This window comes from Pseudorhodoplanes sp., from assembly GCA_032027085.1.
Classification (GTDB): Bacteria; Pseudomonadota; Alphaproteobacteria; order Rhizobiales; family Xanthobacteraceae; genus Pseudorhodoplanes.
Genome location: JAVSMS010000001.1, coordinates 4686848 through 4701191 on the forward strand (window position 1 = coordinate 4686848; position 14344 = coordinate 4701191).

Sequence of the window (14344 nt, forward strand, 5' to 3'; positions counted from 1 at the left end):
CACGGTGATCGCTTTTTTTGCCAGGTCAGGCCGCGTAGGTCTGAGTCTGGTTGGTCATGTTGTTGAGCACGATGTCGACAGAATCAGAGCCACCCGTGTTGTAGCCGGACAGGACTGCAACATTTTGCCAGTCCGTGCCCGCACCGGGGTCGATATCGACCTGCACCGTTATGTCGCTGACACCGGTCGGTGTCAGCTGCACCGCGGCGCCGGTCTGAGTCCCGCCGTACAGCGCATCGAGCAGTCCGGTGAGATCCAGCTTGTCGCCATCAGCGTCGCTAAAGGCGACGATGGCATCGACGTTGGCTGTCCCATACTCGCCGGCGCCAAAGCCGAAGGTATCCGCGCCGCCGCCGCCTGTCAGACTGTCATTCCCGAGGCCGCCGAAGAGGATATCGTTTCCGCCCCGGCCAGAATGTCATCGTCGCCTCCCGCATTGAAGAGGTCGTCGAACAAGCTTCCGACATAGTTGTCAGCCTGCGACCGGTCTCCGGTCGCGTCGATGCGCACCGTCAGCAGGGCTGTGGACGTGTCGCCATCACCGTCGACCACCGTGTACTGGAAAACCTCGTCGTAGACGGTGGCACCAGGAAAGTCTGTTTCAAGATTGGTGCTTGTCGACGGATCGCCATCGTAGAGATAGTCACCATCGGATTCGATGGTAAAGGTGCCGTAGCGCGCTGCAAAAACCTGCGAGCCACCAACCGGAATATCCAGGACCTCGTCGCTTGGCCCCGGTACATCCTCGATCACGCCGTCATGATCGCGATCGAAGGCAATCATCGACGCACGGCTTCCGTCCACGCTCACGGTGTCGACGCCGCCGCTCGATCCTTCATCCGTTGTTCCGAGAATGACATTGCCGGTGGAATCGAGATCGATCACCGAAGTGGTTCGTATACGATCGATGTTGAGTTGCGAGACGTCGCTGTCGCCGGCCCCCCAGTCGACAACGCCGAAGCTAAGCACATAGGTGCCGTCGGTCGGGACGGTAATCTGGAAGTATGTGTCCTCGGGATCGACGTCACCATGAACCGTGAACCCTTGCAATTGCGCGTCACCCGGATTTGCCGACTGCAATGTCTTGTCGTCGAGGACCGTGTTGACCCAGACGAGACCGGTCGGCGAATACGGCAAGCCGAACTCCCACGACGTCAGCGCACTTTGACCATTCGTGTCGGCATTATCCACATCCCCTTGGCCGTCGAGGTCGACGCGCAGGTATCCTCCCGATCCATCCAGATTGTTGCTGTAAAGAGCGTTGACGTCGAAAATGAGGCCCGCGTCGATGTAAGTGTAGGTTCCTCCACTCAGCGTGCCATTCGCATTGATGGTTCCGCCATCCACGCGATAGAGAGTCCAGAACGAAAAGTCGTTGTTGACGTCCGAATCGTTGCCTGTCCCTTCCTTGGTGCGGAACGACCAGTCAAAGGACAGCGTCCCGCCAGCCGAAACCTGCTTCGGAAGGGATTCGAATGCGGAACCCTGCATGATCTCGTTGAGCTCGGCGGCTGTGTCAATCTTTGTTCCGTCCGACAGCACGAAGTCGTCCAGGATATCGCTCAGCAGAACTCCACCTTCGGAGAAGAAGGCGGCGAAGGGGCTCGTATCTGAGTAAGCAAAGTCGTTGTGCGGAGGATCTGGGTTGATCTCAGCTCGCGCGCTCGCGGAACTGTTACCCGTCATCAACTCGCCAACACTGCTGCCGTCGGTCGCGCCGTGGCTATTGTTGATATTGAAGTTGCCAACCTGAAAATATTGATTTTGATTGAGTTGGCCGAAACTGTCGACAATCGTGACGATTCCGCTCAGCCCGATCGTGTCGAGATCGCCGACAGAAATATGACCGTCGTCCTCGAACCTGACCTGGCCGCCGATATCGAGCGACGCCGAAGTGGTGTCGCCATCGGTATAGGTGACCTCGACCTGCAATGCTGACGCGAGCAGCGAGATCGATTCATCATAGCTATCGGGCTCACGACAGGCTCGACCACATTTTCAAAACCAAGCGGCCGGCGACCTCCGATGATTACAGCAGGGTCGTGGACAAGCCTGGCGTGCCGGAGCTTGCGGCCTTCAACGGCTTGTCGCGCAGATCAGGCGGCAGGAAGTCGCGTCGGTCATCGCCAAGATCCACGCGCGTTCGGAATCGCAAGCCGCGCACGTCAAGCGCATTTTCGGCAGCTTCTGGACGTTCCTGGGCGACGACGCCCGCAGCGATGACACCGGTGTGCCTGCGCTCCTCCTCGCGCCTGAAGCTGCCGGACAATGTCCACCAGGAGGTCGGCGACCGAACTCGGACGCCGAAGACGAAGTCGACGTGCCAACCGAACTTGATCTGGGCCGCGTCATCGTGATCGCGCGCAGCGGCGTACTCGGTGAGACAAATTCACAGCTGCTTTTGCTGCTGGCCGCCTCAGTGCAGCGGCGCCGCACGATCGCGGGCGCGCATTTGCAGAATTTCGAGGCGGTCGGCGATGACGTGATCTGGTCGATACCGCCGTTTTTTCGCAAGACCGCAAACAAGCGGCGGTCAAAACGACCGCACGTCTTGCCGCTCAGTGGCTGGGGCGCGGACGCGTTCCGCGCTTGACCGGCTCAATGACGATTTCCAATGGCTCTTTCCGATCGGGCGGACACCGCGCGGCAGCCAGCCGAAGCAGGAGCACGCGAACCCTTCGCAGGTGAACCAGCTCCTGGACGCGGTGCCGGGCGTCGACGTCGGCCCGCACGGATTCCGGCGCGCATTTGCAAGCTACGGCCAACGAGACCTCGGTATCAGCGAGCTAGAGTCCAAACTGATCCTCGACCACCTTGAGGGCGCTGAGCCGAACGACGTGACGGCTGACTTTTACGCGCTGGATCCGCAGCTGCAGCGCAAGCGAGCGATGCTGGCGGCTTGGATGGCCTGGCTTGACCATCGCGCGGCCGACGCGATCGCCGCGGATCCGTGCCTGGCCGACATCGAGCAGATCAGAGAGATGGTCTACCGGCATCGCTACGGCGAAGAGCGCTGGGCTACCAAGCTTGCACGTGCACGCAAACTCGGCGTCGATCCGTTCGCGCAGATCTACAAGGGCAAGCGCGCCAAGCAGCGCGAGAAGCGCGAACAGGAATCCGCTCAACTGTCTGCTGTTATTGTGAATCAGTAGTTTTCTGCCAAAATCAGTAATTTTCTGCCAAGAGATGTTGTCGCCTCATGTTTTTAGCATTGTCACTCGCATTTCCCCTCACATGGCGAGTGAAAACATGAGGGGAAATGCTTGCCATCATTTCTGCGACAACCTGACTCAGTTTGAGCGCTTGCATCTTCGTAAATGATGTCATAATCTCTATTACATCAAACAGGAGGTTTAATGATGGCCAACATGAACAGCCAGCAACTTGTCGCGCGCATCAAGCGCAGCAGCAAATATGCTTATCAGGCGCCGCCTGGCGGCTGGTTTGATGTCCGCATAGTTCCGGATTTTGGCTACGGACTTCAGGGTAACAACAACAGATACCGCTTCGGTGACGTCACCTTCGGAGTACGCCTGGAATCCGGCGAAATTGTTGAACTGAAAGACCGGAGATAACCACATGACGATTGACAAAAAGGCGGCAATCTCCGCTGAGCTCGAAATCGGCCGGTCGATTGCGCTGCTTAATCGTGTTGCAGCTCTGGATGAAAATGAGCGAAGCGCGCGTGCCGAAATTACGCTCGGCCTGGAGAGGCTCGCAGACATTCTAAAAAGCAGCAGTCCGGCAGTTTACATGACATACGAACACTATGTACGAGAGCAGCTTGCCGACTATTCTGGAACTGGAAAGCGATACGTCGCGCGGTCTCTTGTTAAATCAATTTCCGAAAGACTCGACGCCGCCAGGGGCCACCTCTGCGTAGAGGCTGCGTGATGGCCCGCACAACCGTCTACACCTGCAACGCATCAACATGGACCTCGCACGAAATCCCGCGCGGCGCCATCCGACATGGCCGTGTCGTCAACTCGATCGACGACGCGCAGGCTGTCTTCATCGCGCGCGCAGTCAAGTATCTGGTCGGCCACCGCGGCATGGTCAAGGATCTGCGCGTGACCACCAATTTGCAGCGGACAAAGCGCCAGAACGCTCAACGGATTATCGAGATGACCGCGTGTGAGCGCACGCGATATGGCGACACGCCGCTCGAGGGTGGCCGTTCAGCATCGATCGAATTCTGGTTGATGGAACGCGAGAGATTCCCGTGGGAGCGACACAATGACCAATAGGCGCCGCGTTCAACATCTCGAGGCAGCCGGCCGCGCGCTGTACGGCGAGAGGTGGCAATCACCGATGTCGCGCGCGCTCGGCTGCTCGCAGACCTTACTGTCGCGTATCGCGGCCGGCGATAGAGAGATGACAGACGATTTAACGGCGGCGTTGATCGCAGCGCTGGAACAAGAGTTGGACCGGCTCGACAGGACACGCACGTATATCGACAACATCCGCGCCGCACTGGCGGCAGACCTCAGGAGATCCAGATGAGACTACAGTTGCGGAAGGTGGGTGACATAAAGCCATGGGTCGCGCAGATCGTTGGGCCGGACCGTCGCTATATATTCCAGCGTCAGTTTTTGCAGGCAAGCTGGGCAGGCGACGTCGCGACCTTCGAATTGGATGAAAACCCGGTATTTGTGTACGAGGTTTGCGAATCGACCGGTGTGACGAAGGAAAACCCCAAGGGTAACTGGCGGTACTACGCAGGCATCACATTCGGGACCGGAGAACTCGAAAAATTTGGCATAGAGGAAGCGCAACACAGAATGGCCGGCTATTACGCGTTCGTTCGGACCGGCGAGCTTCCGGCTCGCTACCAGCCGGCGGAATGTGTGCGTCCGTCGGCGCAGGAATTGGAGGAGTTGGCGCAATTGATGCCACGGGCGGCCGAGCCGGCGCCGTTCGCGCCGAGGCCGTTCCTCGAGGACGAGGAAGAAGACGAGGACGTTGATTTGTCGGGTGACGGATAAGTCTGGATCTTTGAGCCATAAGTCTGTGTCAAATGACACAATAGTCTGGAGTAGATTTTTGCAATCTTAGGTTGTATCTTAGATCTATTGAAAATACTTATAATCCAGATTATTATAATCGTGATTATAAGGAAAACTTCTGTGTTTGAATTTATTGGTCGTAGCCAAGATCTGGCCGTCCTGCGAGGGGAGTTTGATACGCCTCGAGCATCGTTGGTTGTTTTGTACGGACGACGTCGTGTCGGTAAGTCGACTCTTATCCAAGAAGCCTCGACTGGCCGACCGGCAATCTATTTCCAGGCAACTCTTGTTGAAGATTCGCTCAACCTTGCCGCCTTCAAGGCCGAAGTCTCTCGAGTGCTCGGCGGCGATCCAGTTCTCGACGGAATTTCCGACTGGCTCGGCGTGCTGCATTATCTTGCCAAGCAGGCCGAAGAAAAAAGGGGTCTAATTGTTACCTTTGATGAATTTCCCTACCTCGTTGATGGCAATCAAGCATTACCGTCAATCATGCAGAAATTCTGGGATTCGAAGTCTGCTGAAAAAGGTGCGTTAAAAATTGTTCTATGCGGATCTCTCATTTCGCAAATGGAAGAACTTCTCGCTGAGCGCAATCCGCTTTATGGCCGTAAGACGTTGTCGCGTGAAATTCTTCCGATGCTGCTGCGAGAAGCAGCGGAGTTTGTTCCGACCTGGGAACCTTCGGATCAGATTATCGTCTACTCAATTTTAGGCGGTATTCCATATTACCTCAGTCTCTGTGCTCCTACGCAGTCTCTTGCCGAGAATATAGAGCGCTTGTTTCTCGCTCCATCAGCGCCTCTCCAGGAGGAACCGGAATTCCTGCTTAGGTCTGAACTCAATGAACCGCGGCGTTATTCAAGTGTCATTGCCGCAATCGCTGATGGAGCAACGAAGCAGGCTGAGATTGTTACACGTGTGCCTGGACTCAGAGATGCCACTCAGGTGTCGCCTTATCTCGCCCGTTTGTTGCAGATGCGCATTATTGAGAGATCACGTTCAATAGATACCGACGAGCGAGCGCGGAATTTTCATTATTCGATTCAAGATCCCCTTTTCCGGTTCTGGCATCGGTTCGTGCGACCCAATCTTAGCGCACTAACTCGTGGCTTCGGTGCCGATGTTTGGAAACGAAACATATTGCCGCGAATAAATGACTATATGGGGGCGTCCTTCGAAACCATTGCGCGAGACCATATGCGTAATCATGCGCAGGAACGTTTCAGCGTGCCCGCGCATGAGATTGGTCGCATATGGGGAAGGGATTTTGAGATCGATATCGCAGGGCGTCTGCTCGATCAGTCGGCCGTTTTCGGAGAATGTAAATGGGAAAATGCCCTTATAGGTGAAGCCACACGAAGGCATTTGGACGAGTACATTGCACTGTCTGGATACGCGAAAGATGCGCAGGTAAGGCACTTAGTTTTCTTTGCCCGTAAAGGATTTTCAGAGGAACTCAAGCAGGCGGCTGAGATCGACAGGAGCATTCAATTAATTGAATTGGAAGAGTTGGTGCGCGCTCCGTTTCCTTATTTGGAAGAAGAGCCCGTACCAACTCCTTGAGGCTTCGCGGCGGCTGATTGTCAGGCGATTACAATCACAGGACTTGAGGAATAGCGTCCACGCGGTAGCAATTCTGGTATTGACCTTGCCCCGTGGGCTTAATCCAGTTTGAAGTTCGCTCTGGGCCAAGCTGAGGACCGGAGCATGAAGCGCAGCCGTTTTTCGGAAGAACAGATCATCGGGATATTGAAGGAGAACGAGGCCGGCGTCTCGGTTGCGGATCTGTGCCGCAAGCACGGGGTCAGCGATGCCAGCATTTACAAATGGAAAGCCAGGTTCGGCGGCATGGACGTGTCGGAGGCCAAGCGGCTGAAGAGCCTGGAGGACGAGAACAGCCGCCTGAAGCGGTTGCTGGCGGATGCCATGCTGGACAACGTGGCCCTGAAGGATCTTCTGGGAAAGAAGTGGTGACGCCCGCGGCCAAGCGGACAGCTGTCGCGCATCTCAGGGAGGCCTACGGGATGAGCGAACGGCGGGCGTGTAAAACCATCGGCTCCTGCCGCATGACCATTCGATACGCTTCAACGCGGCCCGATGACGGCCGTCTGCGCGCGCGCATGAGGGCGATCGCGCAGGAACGCCGGCGCTTCGGCTATCGGCGCCTGCATGTTCTGCTCAAGCGGGAGGGCTTCGTGGTGAACCACAAAAAGCTGTTCCGGCTCTACCGGGAGGAAAGGCTTGCTGTCCGCCGTCGTGGCGGGCGCAAGCGGGCGATCGGGACCAGGGCGCCGATGATGATCCCGGTGGCGCCCAATGCGCGTTGGTCGCTGGACTTCGTGTCTGATCAGCTGACTGACGGCCGCCGCTTCCGCATCCTCACCGTCGTTGATGACTGCACGCGCGAATGCCTGGCGCTGGTGGCGGATAGCTCGCTCTCGGGCGCCCGCGTGGCGCGCGAACTCGATCGGCTGATAACCGAGCGCAGCAGGCCCGGGATGATCGTCAGTGACAATGGCAGCGAACTCACCAGCAACGCCATCCTCGCATGGGCGGAGCAAACCCAGGTCGAATGGCACTATATCGCGCCGGGCAAGCCCATGCAGAACGCCTTCATCGAGAGCTTTAATGGCCGCCTGAGGGATGAGCTTTTGAACGAGACGCTGTTCACGTCGCTCGCGCAGACCCGAATTGCCCTCGCTTGCTGGCGGGCGGATTACAATGGCACGCGCCCGCATTCCCAGCTCGGGTGGAAAACGCCGTCCGAGTTCGCCGCCATTTTCCACCCGCGCCGGGATCTGGCGCTGCGCTCCGCCAATGGCTCCGCGCCAGCTCCCGTCGCTCACACCGCCCCACAGGGCAATCAAAGTTCCAGAAGCGAACTCAGTCTTGGATAAAACCTGGGGGCAACGTCACCGTATTTCCGTATAATGTCGCAAATGTCGCATAAGACAACTTAGGGTGACGCACTGTCGTCTTGGATGACTTAATGACGAGAACTGCACGCACTCTGTACACTGAAGCGCTGGACGCGCTGATCAAGGGCCGCATGGCAGAGGTCCTCGTGGCGAGAGACTGGGAGATGTTGCGTGAAATCGCTCGCCTCGCGAAAGAGGATGCGCCACTTTCACTGTCGTCCACCGATCCGGCCCTGTTCATGACCTGGCGCGAGGCTGTGACCAAGTATCACGTGAAAGGGTGGACTCACATGACCCCAGAGCGCATCGATGCAGTGTGCGCGCGACATGAGATACCGTTGCCGCCCTTTTCACCGGCCAACTATGCGCTGCAGCGGGATCCTGGCGAGACCGACGAGGAGTACGCAGCGCGCAAGCGGCTATTCGATCCTAATTAAACTCACGACACGTCCTCAAATCCCAGTCCGATAAACGGGGTTATCGGACAAACCCCATGCTGTCGAATTTGCTGACTGTCATGTGAAGCAATCAGGGCGATCGCTGCCCTTAACAACAGCTTCTGTGCTAACGGGCATAGTTTGTCCGTTCGGTGAAAATTATGGCCGCAAATGACAGCAAAGGTTGGCTGCAGGACGCGCAAAGTACGTCCCCTACAAGTACGTCCCCTAATCGGAGCAAAGTAGGTCCCCTACCTCAGGCCGTCGAACGCCCACAAATGGCTCAATAAGCGAAAGGCCGGTACCTCGACGGTCTTTTCATTTTGCATGTTGCATGTTGCGAGGACGTACGGAGGCCAAAGGCCCGAGCGCCCGCCGACGCGCGGTCGGAAAGCGCTGTCCGATCTTGGTCGAAGCCAAGGCGAATGCCCGATGGTCATTGGCCTTCGTGCACGACCAGTTCGCCCATGGACGGCGCTTCCGCACCCTCAACGTGGTGGACGACGTCACCCGTGAGTGCCTGGCCGCCATCCCGGATACCTCGATCTCGGGTCGGCGGGTCGCGCGGGAGCTGACGTCGATTATCGAAAGGCGAGGCAAGCCCGGGGTCATCGTCTCCGATAATGGCGCCGAATTCACGTCCAATGCCGTGCTGGCTTGGGCTGAAGATCGGATAGAATAGTACTACATAGCGCCTGGGAGGCCGATGCAGAACGGCTAGATCGAATCCTTCAACGGCGCATGCGCGACGAACTGCTCAACGAGACCCTCTTCTTCGATCTCGTTGAGGCTCGGGGTGGCGATCGAGAATTGGGTCGCCGACTACAACACAGCGCGGCCTCACTTCACGCTGGACTATCAAACGCCGCGCGCTTACGCGGTCCAGATCACCGCAACCGGCCTCCGCGCTGCGCTCGCTAATGGCTCCGCGCTCCGGTCGGTTGCTCACACCGCGCCGACAGGCGAAACTTCGGCTGAGACTCTAACCGCTGCTGGATGAAAGTTCAGTGGCAGGTCATTAGACGCAAAAAGTAGGATATTCAATCAAGGCGTTCGCGAAATGGCGGTTCTAATTTTGGATGAGTTGCGTAAGCAGATCGAAGCGTTTCTGGCCACCCATCATGTGATGTCCCTCGCTACCATTGGACATAATGGCCCGCATGCCGCGAGCTTATTTTACGCTTACGATAGATTGGAATTAATCTGGATTTCCGACCCCGCGTCGCGACATTCCCGCGACGTCCATACAGAGCCTCGCGTTGCTGCGACCATCGCGCCAGATTATGCGGATTTTGCGCAAATTCGCGGACTGCAAATTTGGGGAACTGCGCGCAGAGTGGAACAGAATGAACGCGCACGGTATCTGATGCTACTCGAGGCGCGTTATGCTTTTCTCAAACTTTCGGGACCGAAGAAGATGCACGATGCTTATGCCAAAAGCGCCATTTATCGTTTGGACCCGAACCGTATTGTTCTGATCGATAACACAAAGGGGTTCGGCCACAAGGAAATCCTGGAGCTATAGAGCATAGCTATCGTGGCGCGATTTATCTTGTTCCTCAAGCAAGTTCAGTTTGATGGTCGCTCCGGGTCACCGATTAAGGCTCTTGCCGGTTCCCGACTGGGGCGACATGGGTTGGAAATCGTCGCAATGATCGTCAATAGCTCTATCTTTTTCAGGCGATTTGTCGTGAATGGCAAAGACAGATTGACGTGATGAAATATCTGCATAACACCGATACAACGACATGGTGGTCGCGGGACTGTCCATGGGAGGAATGCTTACTTGGTTGTGGGGCGAGAGATATCCCGGGCGAAGGAGCAATTGGCACTCAATGCTCTAATTATAGGACGGGCTTGATGAACAAGCCCCTTCCCACCAGCCTCTTGGAAACGATCAAGACGAGCTTCCTGCCGCAACAGCACGGTCTGCGAGCGCCAGCGCGGCCACGCGGACCTCGATGATCGGCAGGAAGCTCTTCAACGGATCATACGGAATGGACTTAAGCAGGCTGATATTGGCGGTGAACGGGTTCGACGTCATCAACAGCGCGTGACCGTCCGGCCCGGCGCGCGCCACCATGCTCGTGCCGATATTGCCGGTGGCGCCCGCACGAAAGGCCGATTCCAGCGCTTCTGCAACTCCTCGCCACGATAATGCGGACGAGGATGTCGGGGCCCGTACCCGGCGCGAACGGCATCACGACGGTGACCGGGCGATCCGACAGGCCTTTCTCGGCGCCGGCCGGCACGGCGGGAAGCAATGTTGCGAGCGCCCCAGGATGAATGTGAATGCTCTCATGTCCTCTCCATCGGGCCGGTAGCGCTCCAGCGGAAACGTACTTATCAGTTCATCGACGCTGGGAGCGGCGCGGCCGATTCAAAACCTCACGATCTCCTTTTTTTCTTAATCGGCCGAACTATAGCGACATGGCGCTCGCCGGTGCCGATCGATGTTGCATCTCGCCCTTCCAGCGCTTTGCGAAAGGTGCCACAATGCCAAATTGATCGAGCGCGCGCGCCACAATATGATCGACGAGATCATCGATCGACTTCGGATGATTGTAGAAGGCTAACATCGGTGGCAGCATCGTCACGCCCATACGTGACAGCTTCAGCATATTCTCCAGATGAATGTTGGAGAGCGGTGTCTCGCGTGCCACCAACACAAGTTTGCGTCCTTCTTTGAGCACGACGTCTGCCGCGCGATGCACGAGATGCTCGCCGTAGCCATGCGCTATTCCTGCGAGCGTCCGCATCGAACAGGGAACTACGACCATGCCTTCGGTGAGGAACGAACCGGAGGAAATCGAAGCACCCATATTTGCCGAGTGGTGGCAGACCGTAGCAAGCGCGCGCACGTCTTCCATCGAATAGGATGTTTCATGCTCGATCGTGCGCTGCGCCCACTTCGTGACGACGAGATGGGATTCGATTTCGCATTGCTTCAATGTCTCAAGCAAGCGGATGCCGAGAATAGCGCCGGTCGCACCTGTCATGCCCACAATAACGCGTCGCATTCTGTCTGTTCCATAGAAATGGTTGCTATGTTCAGGTCGCAGGCCGCGAGCGACGGTTTAGCAGACCGCTTATACTATCAAGAGTTAGAATACTTCGATCGACTTCTCTATTGCGAAGGCAAACACTACCGGGGACGTCGAATGTGTTCTCGTGACCGCACTCGGGTAAATCCCGAGTGCGGTTAGGAGAGGTAAGTCGGGTTTGACGCACCCGCTGATAGGGTCTCGAACGAAACGCTCGAACGTCGCGCTATTTTTTCTTGCCCTCTTCGCCCGGCTGGTGGCCAGGTTCGAAGCCGCCAACCTCATGATAGGTCACCTTGTTGTCCGTTTCGAACGCCCGCACCAGCGGGATTTGTCCGGGCAGCCCAAGCGCCTGCCAGCGGCCCGCCACCGTATCATAGACCTCCTTGCGCAAGGTGGTGCGCTTGGAAAAGGTCGGCAGGTAACGATGTTCCTTACAGGCATTGATCAGCGCCTTGGATCCATAGGGTCGCTTCTCCGGCGGGTTCTGCGTCGGATCGAGCCAGGTGCTCCAAGTGTTGCGCAGGATGTCGATGTCGTCGATCGGATTGCAGCGGCTGGCCATCGCCCAGATCACCTGATCCATGTCGGTCGGATCGATGTCCTCGTCCACGGCGATGATCCACTTCGTGTAGTAAGCGCCCCCCGGGCATTGTGCGGCCAGCGCCAGCGTCTGCGCCGCATGACCGGCATAGCGCTGTTCGAGGCTGATGACCGTCATGCCGAAGCCGCCCGCCGCCGCCGGATGCGAATAAACGCCGTGGATGCCGGGAATGCCGAGCTTGTCCAAATCATCCCAGATCTTGGCCGAGCGAATGACGGAAAAGAAGCCGCTCTGCTCGCAGGACGGATAGTCCGCCATCAGCGCATTGGTCAGGATCGGCTTTGAACGGAAATGAATGGCGGTGACGTCGACCAGCGGGCAACCGGCCTCGGGGCGTCCGTAATAGCCGGGGAACTCGCCGAACGGGCCTTCCGCCTTCACCGAATCGGGGCGAATGACGCCTTCGATGACGATCTCGGCATTCGCCGGCAGCAAAAGGTCGGTGGTTGTGCCGCGCACAACCGGAATCGGCTCGCCCTTGATGCCGCCGGCAAACTCATATTCCGAGACATTTTTCGGGAACGTTTGCGACCCCACCAGCATGAACAGGGGATCGATGCCCCAGGCGGCCGCCACGTGGATCGGCTTACCCTGCTGCCACGCACGGGTGATATGGAGACGCGCATCCTTGCCGGGCGAAAGATAGAGGCCGACCTGCCTCTTGCCCTGCTGCATCATCCGGTAGGTGCCGATATTCAGATAACCGCTGTCGGGATCGCGGGTGATGACCGCGTCGCCGGTGCCCGCATAACGACCGCCGTCGAGGGGCCAGTGGCGCGGGATTGGCAGGAGATCGAGATTGATCTGGTCGCCGGTCAGCGTGTTCTCACAGACCGGCGCCTCGGCCTTCACCACCTCGCGCGGCGGTATGCGCCTCTTCAGCTTGTCCTTGGAGCGGCGGATCAGTTCGACCGTGTCGGTGTCGGCCGGCTCCTCCAGCGTCAGCGCGACGCGCTTCAGGCTCGGACCGAGAATGTTCCACAGGAGCCGCGCGCCGATCGGGCTTTTGTCAAAACCCTGCGCGTTTTCGAACAGCACGGCGGGCGAGGGTTGCTGCTTCGCGACCAGATAAGAGATGGCGCTCATCTCCTCGTCGCGGTCGGTCGGCTGGGTGATGCGCTGCAATTCGCCGATCGCCTCGACGCGCCCAAGCCATTCGCGCAGGTCCTGGATCGGTTTTCCTTGCGCCGTCCCCGCCACCTGTGCAGCGAGCTTCGCGTCTGCCATCTTGTTCATTTGCAAAAACCTTCTGCCGCGAGAATTCAAACGGACCTGCTGTGTATCCGACGGTTGAGGCTAGGCGGACAGGTGTCAGCCGGCAAGTAATTTCGGAATATCGTTCCACGATACGGAATAGCTCTTTCTGCGCGTTGGATAAGGCGGTGTAGCGCCGGGCTCGTGTCGTTATGATCGATGACAGCCCAAGTCAGCATCAGCGAGATTTAGCGCAGACGAATGTCACAGGCTCCGATTCTTCCTTTTGCTCATTGCAGGAGGAAGATCGCAGATGCGTAACAATGTTCCGCTTAGAGCGAGACGCGCTAGCGGCGCGGCCCCTGTGACAGCGCGGTGCTGATCGCCTTCGCTGCGCTGCGCACCGAGGGCAGCAATGTGCGCACCAACTGTTCAAGGCTCATCGCGCTCGGTACTACCATGATGTTGAGGCTCGCCACCGGCGCGCCGTTAACCATGATCGGCACCGCGGCGGTGCGGGTAGTGCGCTGGTATTCGCGGTCGCCGGTGGCGTAGCCCTGGCGGCGCACCTGCGCGAGCAGGCGCCGCACCGATTCTGGATTCTTAGCCGGCGCGTCGAAGGGGTTCGACGACTGCGCCAAGCGCATCAACGTCTCCTCGACGACTTTGGGCGAGGCGAAAGCGAGGAAGGCGCGGCCGAGGGCGGTTGCCAGCACCGGCAGGCGCGAGCCGACCGTGCGGTTGAGCGATAGCGTGCCCGGATCGCGCCCGGTATCCATGATGACCATGGCGTCTTGGTCAAGCACGGCGAGGTCTGTCGGCCAAATTTGGTGCTGGCGCAATCCTTCCAACACCGGCCGCGCCACTTCCAGCAGCATGTTGCCGGCTTGGTAGCCGCGCGACAACGTTAGTACGCGCGCGGTCGGGTGATAGCCCTTGCGCTCGTTCTGCAGGAGATAGCCGTCGGCCATTAGCGTCTCGACCATGCGTGCCACTGTCGATTTCGGCAGACGCGTCACGGCCGCGATCTCGCGGATCTGCGCATGGCCATCGTTGATCGCGCGCAGCACGATCAGGCCGCGATGCAGGGCGTTTATCGAGCTCATGCCAATATCACGATGGGAGGAACCCTTGTTCGGAT

18 protein-coding genes and 1 pseudogene are annotated in these 14344 nt (G+C 58.0%); 12 read left to right on the forward strand and 7 right to left on the reverse strand.

The genetic code is table 11. The features are described from left to right. Positions 1-25 precede the first annotated feature (25 nt). The 3 genes from RO009_22975 to RO009_22985 form a co-directional block, all read right to left on the reverse strand. Positions 26-394 carry a type I secretion C-terminal target domain-containing protein gene (locus tag RO009_22975; protein ID MDT3687900.1) on the reverse strand — a complete coding sequence of 123 codons (369 nt, stop codon included), beginning with the start codon at positions 392-394 and terminating at the stop codon, positions 26-28. Next, positions 361-1932: a VCBS domain-containing protein gene (locus tag RO009_22980; GenBank protein MDT3687901.1), complete on the reverse strand. Its 1572-nt coding sequence runs from the start codon at positions 1930-1932 to the stop codon at positions 361-363. Before RO009_22980 ends, RO009_22975 begins: the two co-directional genes overlap by 34 nt. Before the next feature lie 97 nt (positions 1933-2029). After that, entirely contained in the window at positions 2030-2269 is a 240-nt protein-coding gene (locus tag RO009_22985; GenBank protein ID MDT3687902.1) for a hypothetical protein, read from the reverse strand. A gap of 51 nt (positions 2270-2320) precedes the next feature. Here RO009_22985 and RO009_22990 point away from each other — a divergent pair, with 51 nt between their 5' ends. From RO009_22990 to RO009_23045, 12 genes and pseudogenes are all read left to right on the forward strand, one after another. Then, a complete protein-coding gene (locus RO009_22990) occupies positions 2321-2593 on the forward strand; it encodes a hypothetical protein (protein ID MDT3687903.1) in 273 nt (90 codons plus the stop codon). Between the two features lie 91 nt (positions 2594-2684). Then, positions 2685-3152 (forward strand): hypothetical protein, encoded by a 468-nt coding sequence (locus tag RO009_22995; GenBank protein MDT3687904.1) that lies wholly within the window; start codon positions 2685-2687, stop codon positions 3150-3152. Between the two features lie 207 nt (positions 3153-3359). Next, positions 3360-3575, forward strand: coding sequence for a hypothetical protein (locus tag RO009_23000; GenBank protein MDT3687905.1), 216 nt, complete (start codon positions 3360-3362; stop codon positions 3573-3575). Between the two features lie 4 nt (positions 3576-3579). Next, positions 3580-3894, forward strand: a complete 315-nt coding sequence (locus tag RO009_23005) for a hypothetical protein (GenBank protein MDT3687906.1) — start codon at positions 3580-3582, stop codon at positions 3892-3894. Beyond that, the gene (locus RO009_23010) at positions 3894-4247 is read left to right on the forward strand and encodes a hypothetical protein (protein MDT3687907.1); all 354 of its coding nucleotides are present in this window, start codon (positions 3894-3896) and stop codon (positions 4245-4247) included. Before RO009_23005 ends, RO009_23010 begins: the two co-directional genes overlap by 1 nt. A 64-nt stretch (positions 4248-4311) precedes the next feature. Then, the gene (locus RO009_23015) at positions 4312-4503 is read left to right on the forward strand and encodes a hypothetical protein (protein MDT3687908.1); all 192 of its coding nucleotides are present in this window, start codon (positions 4312-4314) and stop codon (positions 4501-4503) included. Next, on the forward strand, positions 4500-4985 hold the full coding sequence (locus RO009_23020) for a hypothetical protein (protein ID MDT3687909.1): 486 nt from the start codon (positions 4500-4502) through the stop codon (positions 4983-4985). Before RO009_23015 ends, RO009_23020 begins: the two co-directional genes overlap by 4 nt. 141 nt (positions 4986-5126) lie before the next feature. After that, complete coding sequence (locus RO009_23025) at positions 5127-6569, forward strand: ATP-binding protein (GenBank protein MDT3687910.1); 1443 nt, start codon at positions 5127-5129, stop codon at positions 6567-6569. Between the two features lie 144 nt (positions 6570-6713). Beyond that, positions 6714-7903, forward strand: a protein-coding gene (locus RO009_23030) for an IS3 family transposase (protein ID MDT3687911.1) whose coding sequence is annotated in 2 segments (ribosomal slippage) — positions 6714-6963 and positions 6963-7903 — 1191 coding nt in all. Because the reading frame shifts where the segments join, the coding sequence is not laid out codon by codon here. Positions 7904-7995: 92 nt separating this feature from the next. Next, positions 7996-8361: a hypothetical protein gene (locus RO009_23035; protein ID MDT3687912.1), complete on the forward strand. Its 366-nt coding sequence runs from the start codon at positions 7996-7998 to the stop codon at positions 8359-8361. Positions 8362-8731: 370 nt separating this feature from the next. Continuing rightward, a pseudogene (locus RO009_23040) lies at positions 8732-9361 on the forward strand (integrase core domain-containing protein). A 60-nt stretch (positions 9362-9421) separates the two neighbouring features. After that, a complete protein-coding gene (locus tag RO009_23045; protein MDT3687913.1) occupies positions 9422-9886 on the forward strand; it encodes a pyridoxamine 5'-phosphate oxidase family protein in 465 nt (154 codons plus the stop codon). A 372-nt stretch (positions 9887-10258) separates the two neighbouring features. Here the strand turns inward: RO009_23045 and RO009_23050 are convergent, their stop codons facing one another. The 4 genes from RO009_23050 to RO009_23065 all read right to left on the reverse strand — a co-directional run bounded on the left by RO009_23050 (position 10259) and on the right by RO009_23065 (position 14309). Further along, positions 10259-10492, reverse strand: a complete 234-nt coding sequence (locus RO009_23050) for a tripartite tricarboxylate transporter substrate-binding protein (GenBank protein ID MDT3687914.1) — start codon at positions 10490-10492, stop codon at positions 10259-10261. A gap of 289 nt (positions 10493-10781) precedes the next feature. After that, the gene (locus tag RO009_23055) at positions 10782-11381 is read right to left on the reverse strand and encodes a UbiX family flavin prenyltransferase (GenBank protein MDT3687915.1); all 600 of its coding nucleotides are present in this window, start codon (positions 11379-11381) and stop codon (positions 10782-10784) included. Between the two features lie 250 nt (positions 11382-11631). Beyond that, positions 11632-13245 carry a UbiD family decarboxylase gene (locus RO009_23060; protein ID MDT3687916.1) on the reverse strand — a complete coding sequence of 538 codons (1614 nt, stop codon included), beginning with the start codon at positions 13243-13245 and terminating at the stop codon, positions 11632-11634. Positions 13246-13550: 305 nt separating this feature from the next. Beyond that, positions 13551-14309 carry an IclR family transcriptional regulator C-terminal domain-containing protein gene (locus tag RO009_23065; protein MDT3687917.1) on the reverse strand — a complete coding sequence of 253 codons (759 nt, stop codon included), beginning with the start codon at positions 14307-14309 and terminating at the stop codon, positions 13551-13553. Positions 14310-14344: the final 35 nt, after the last annotated feature.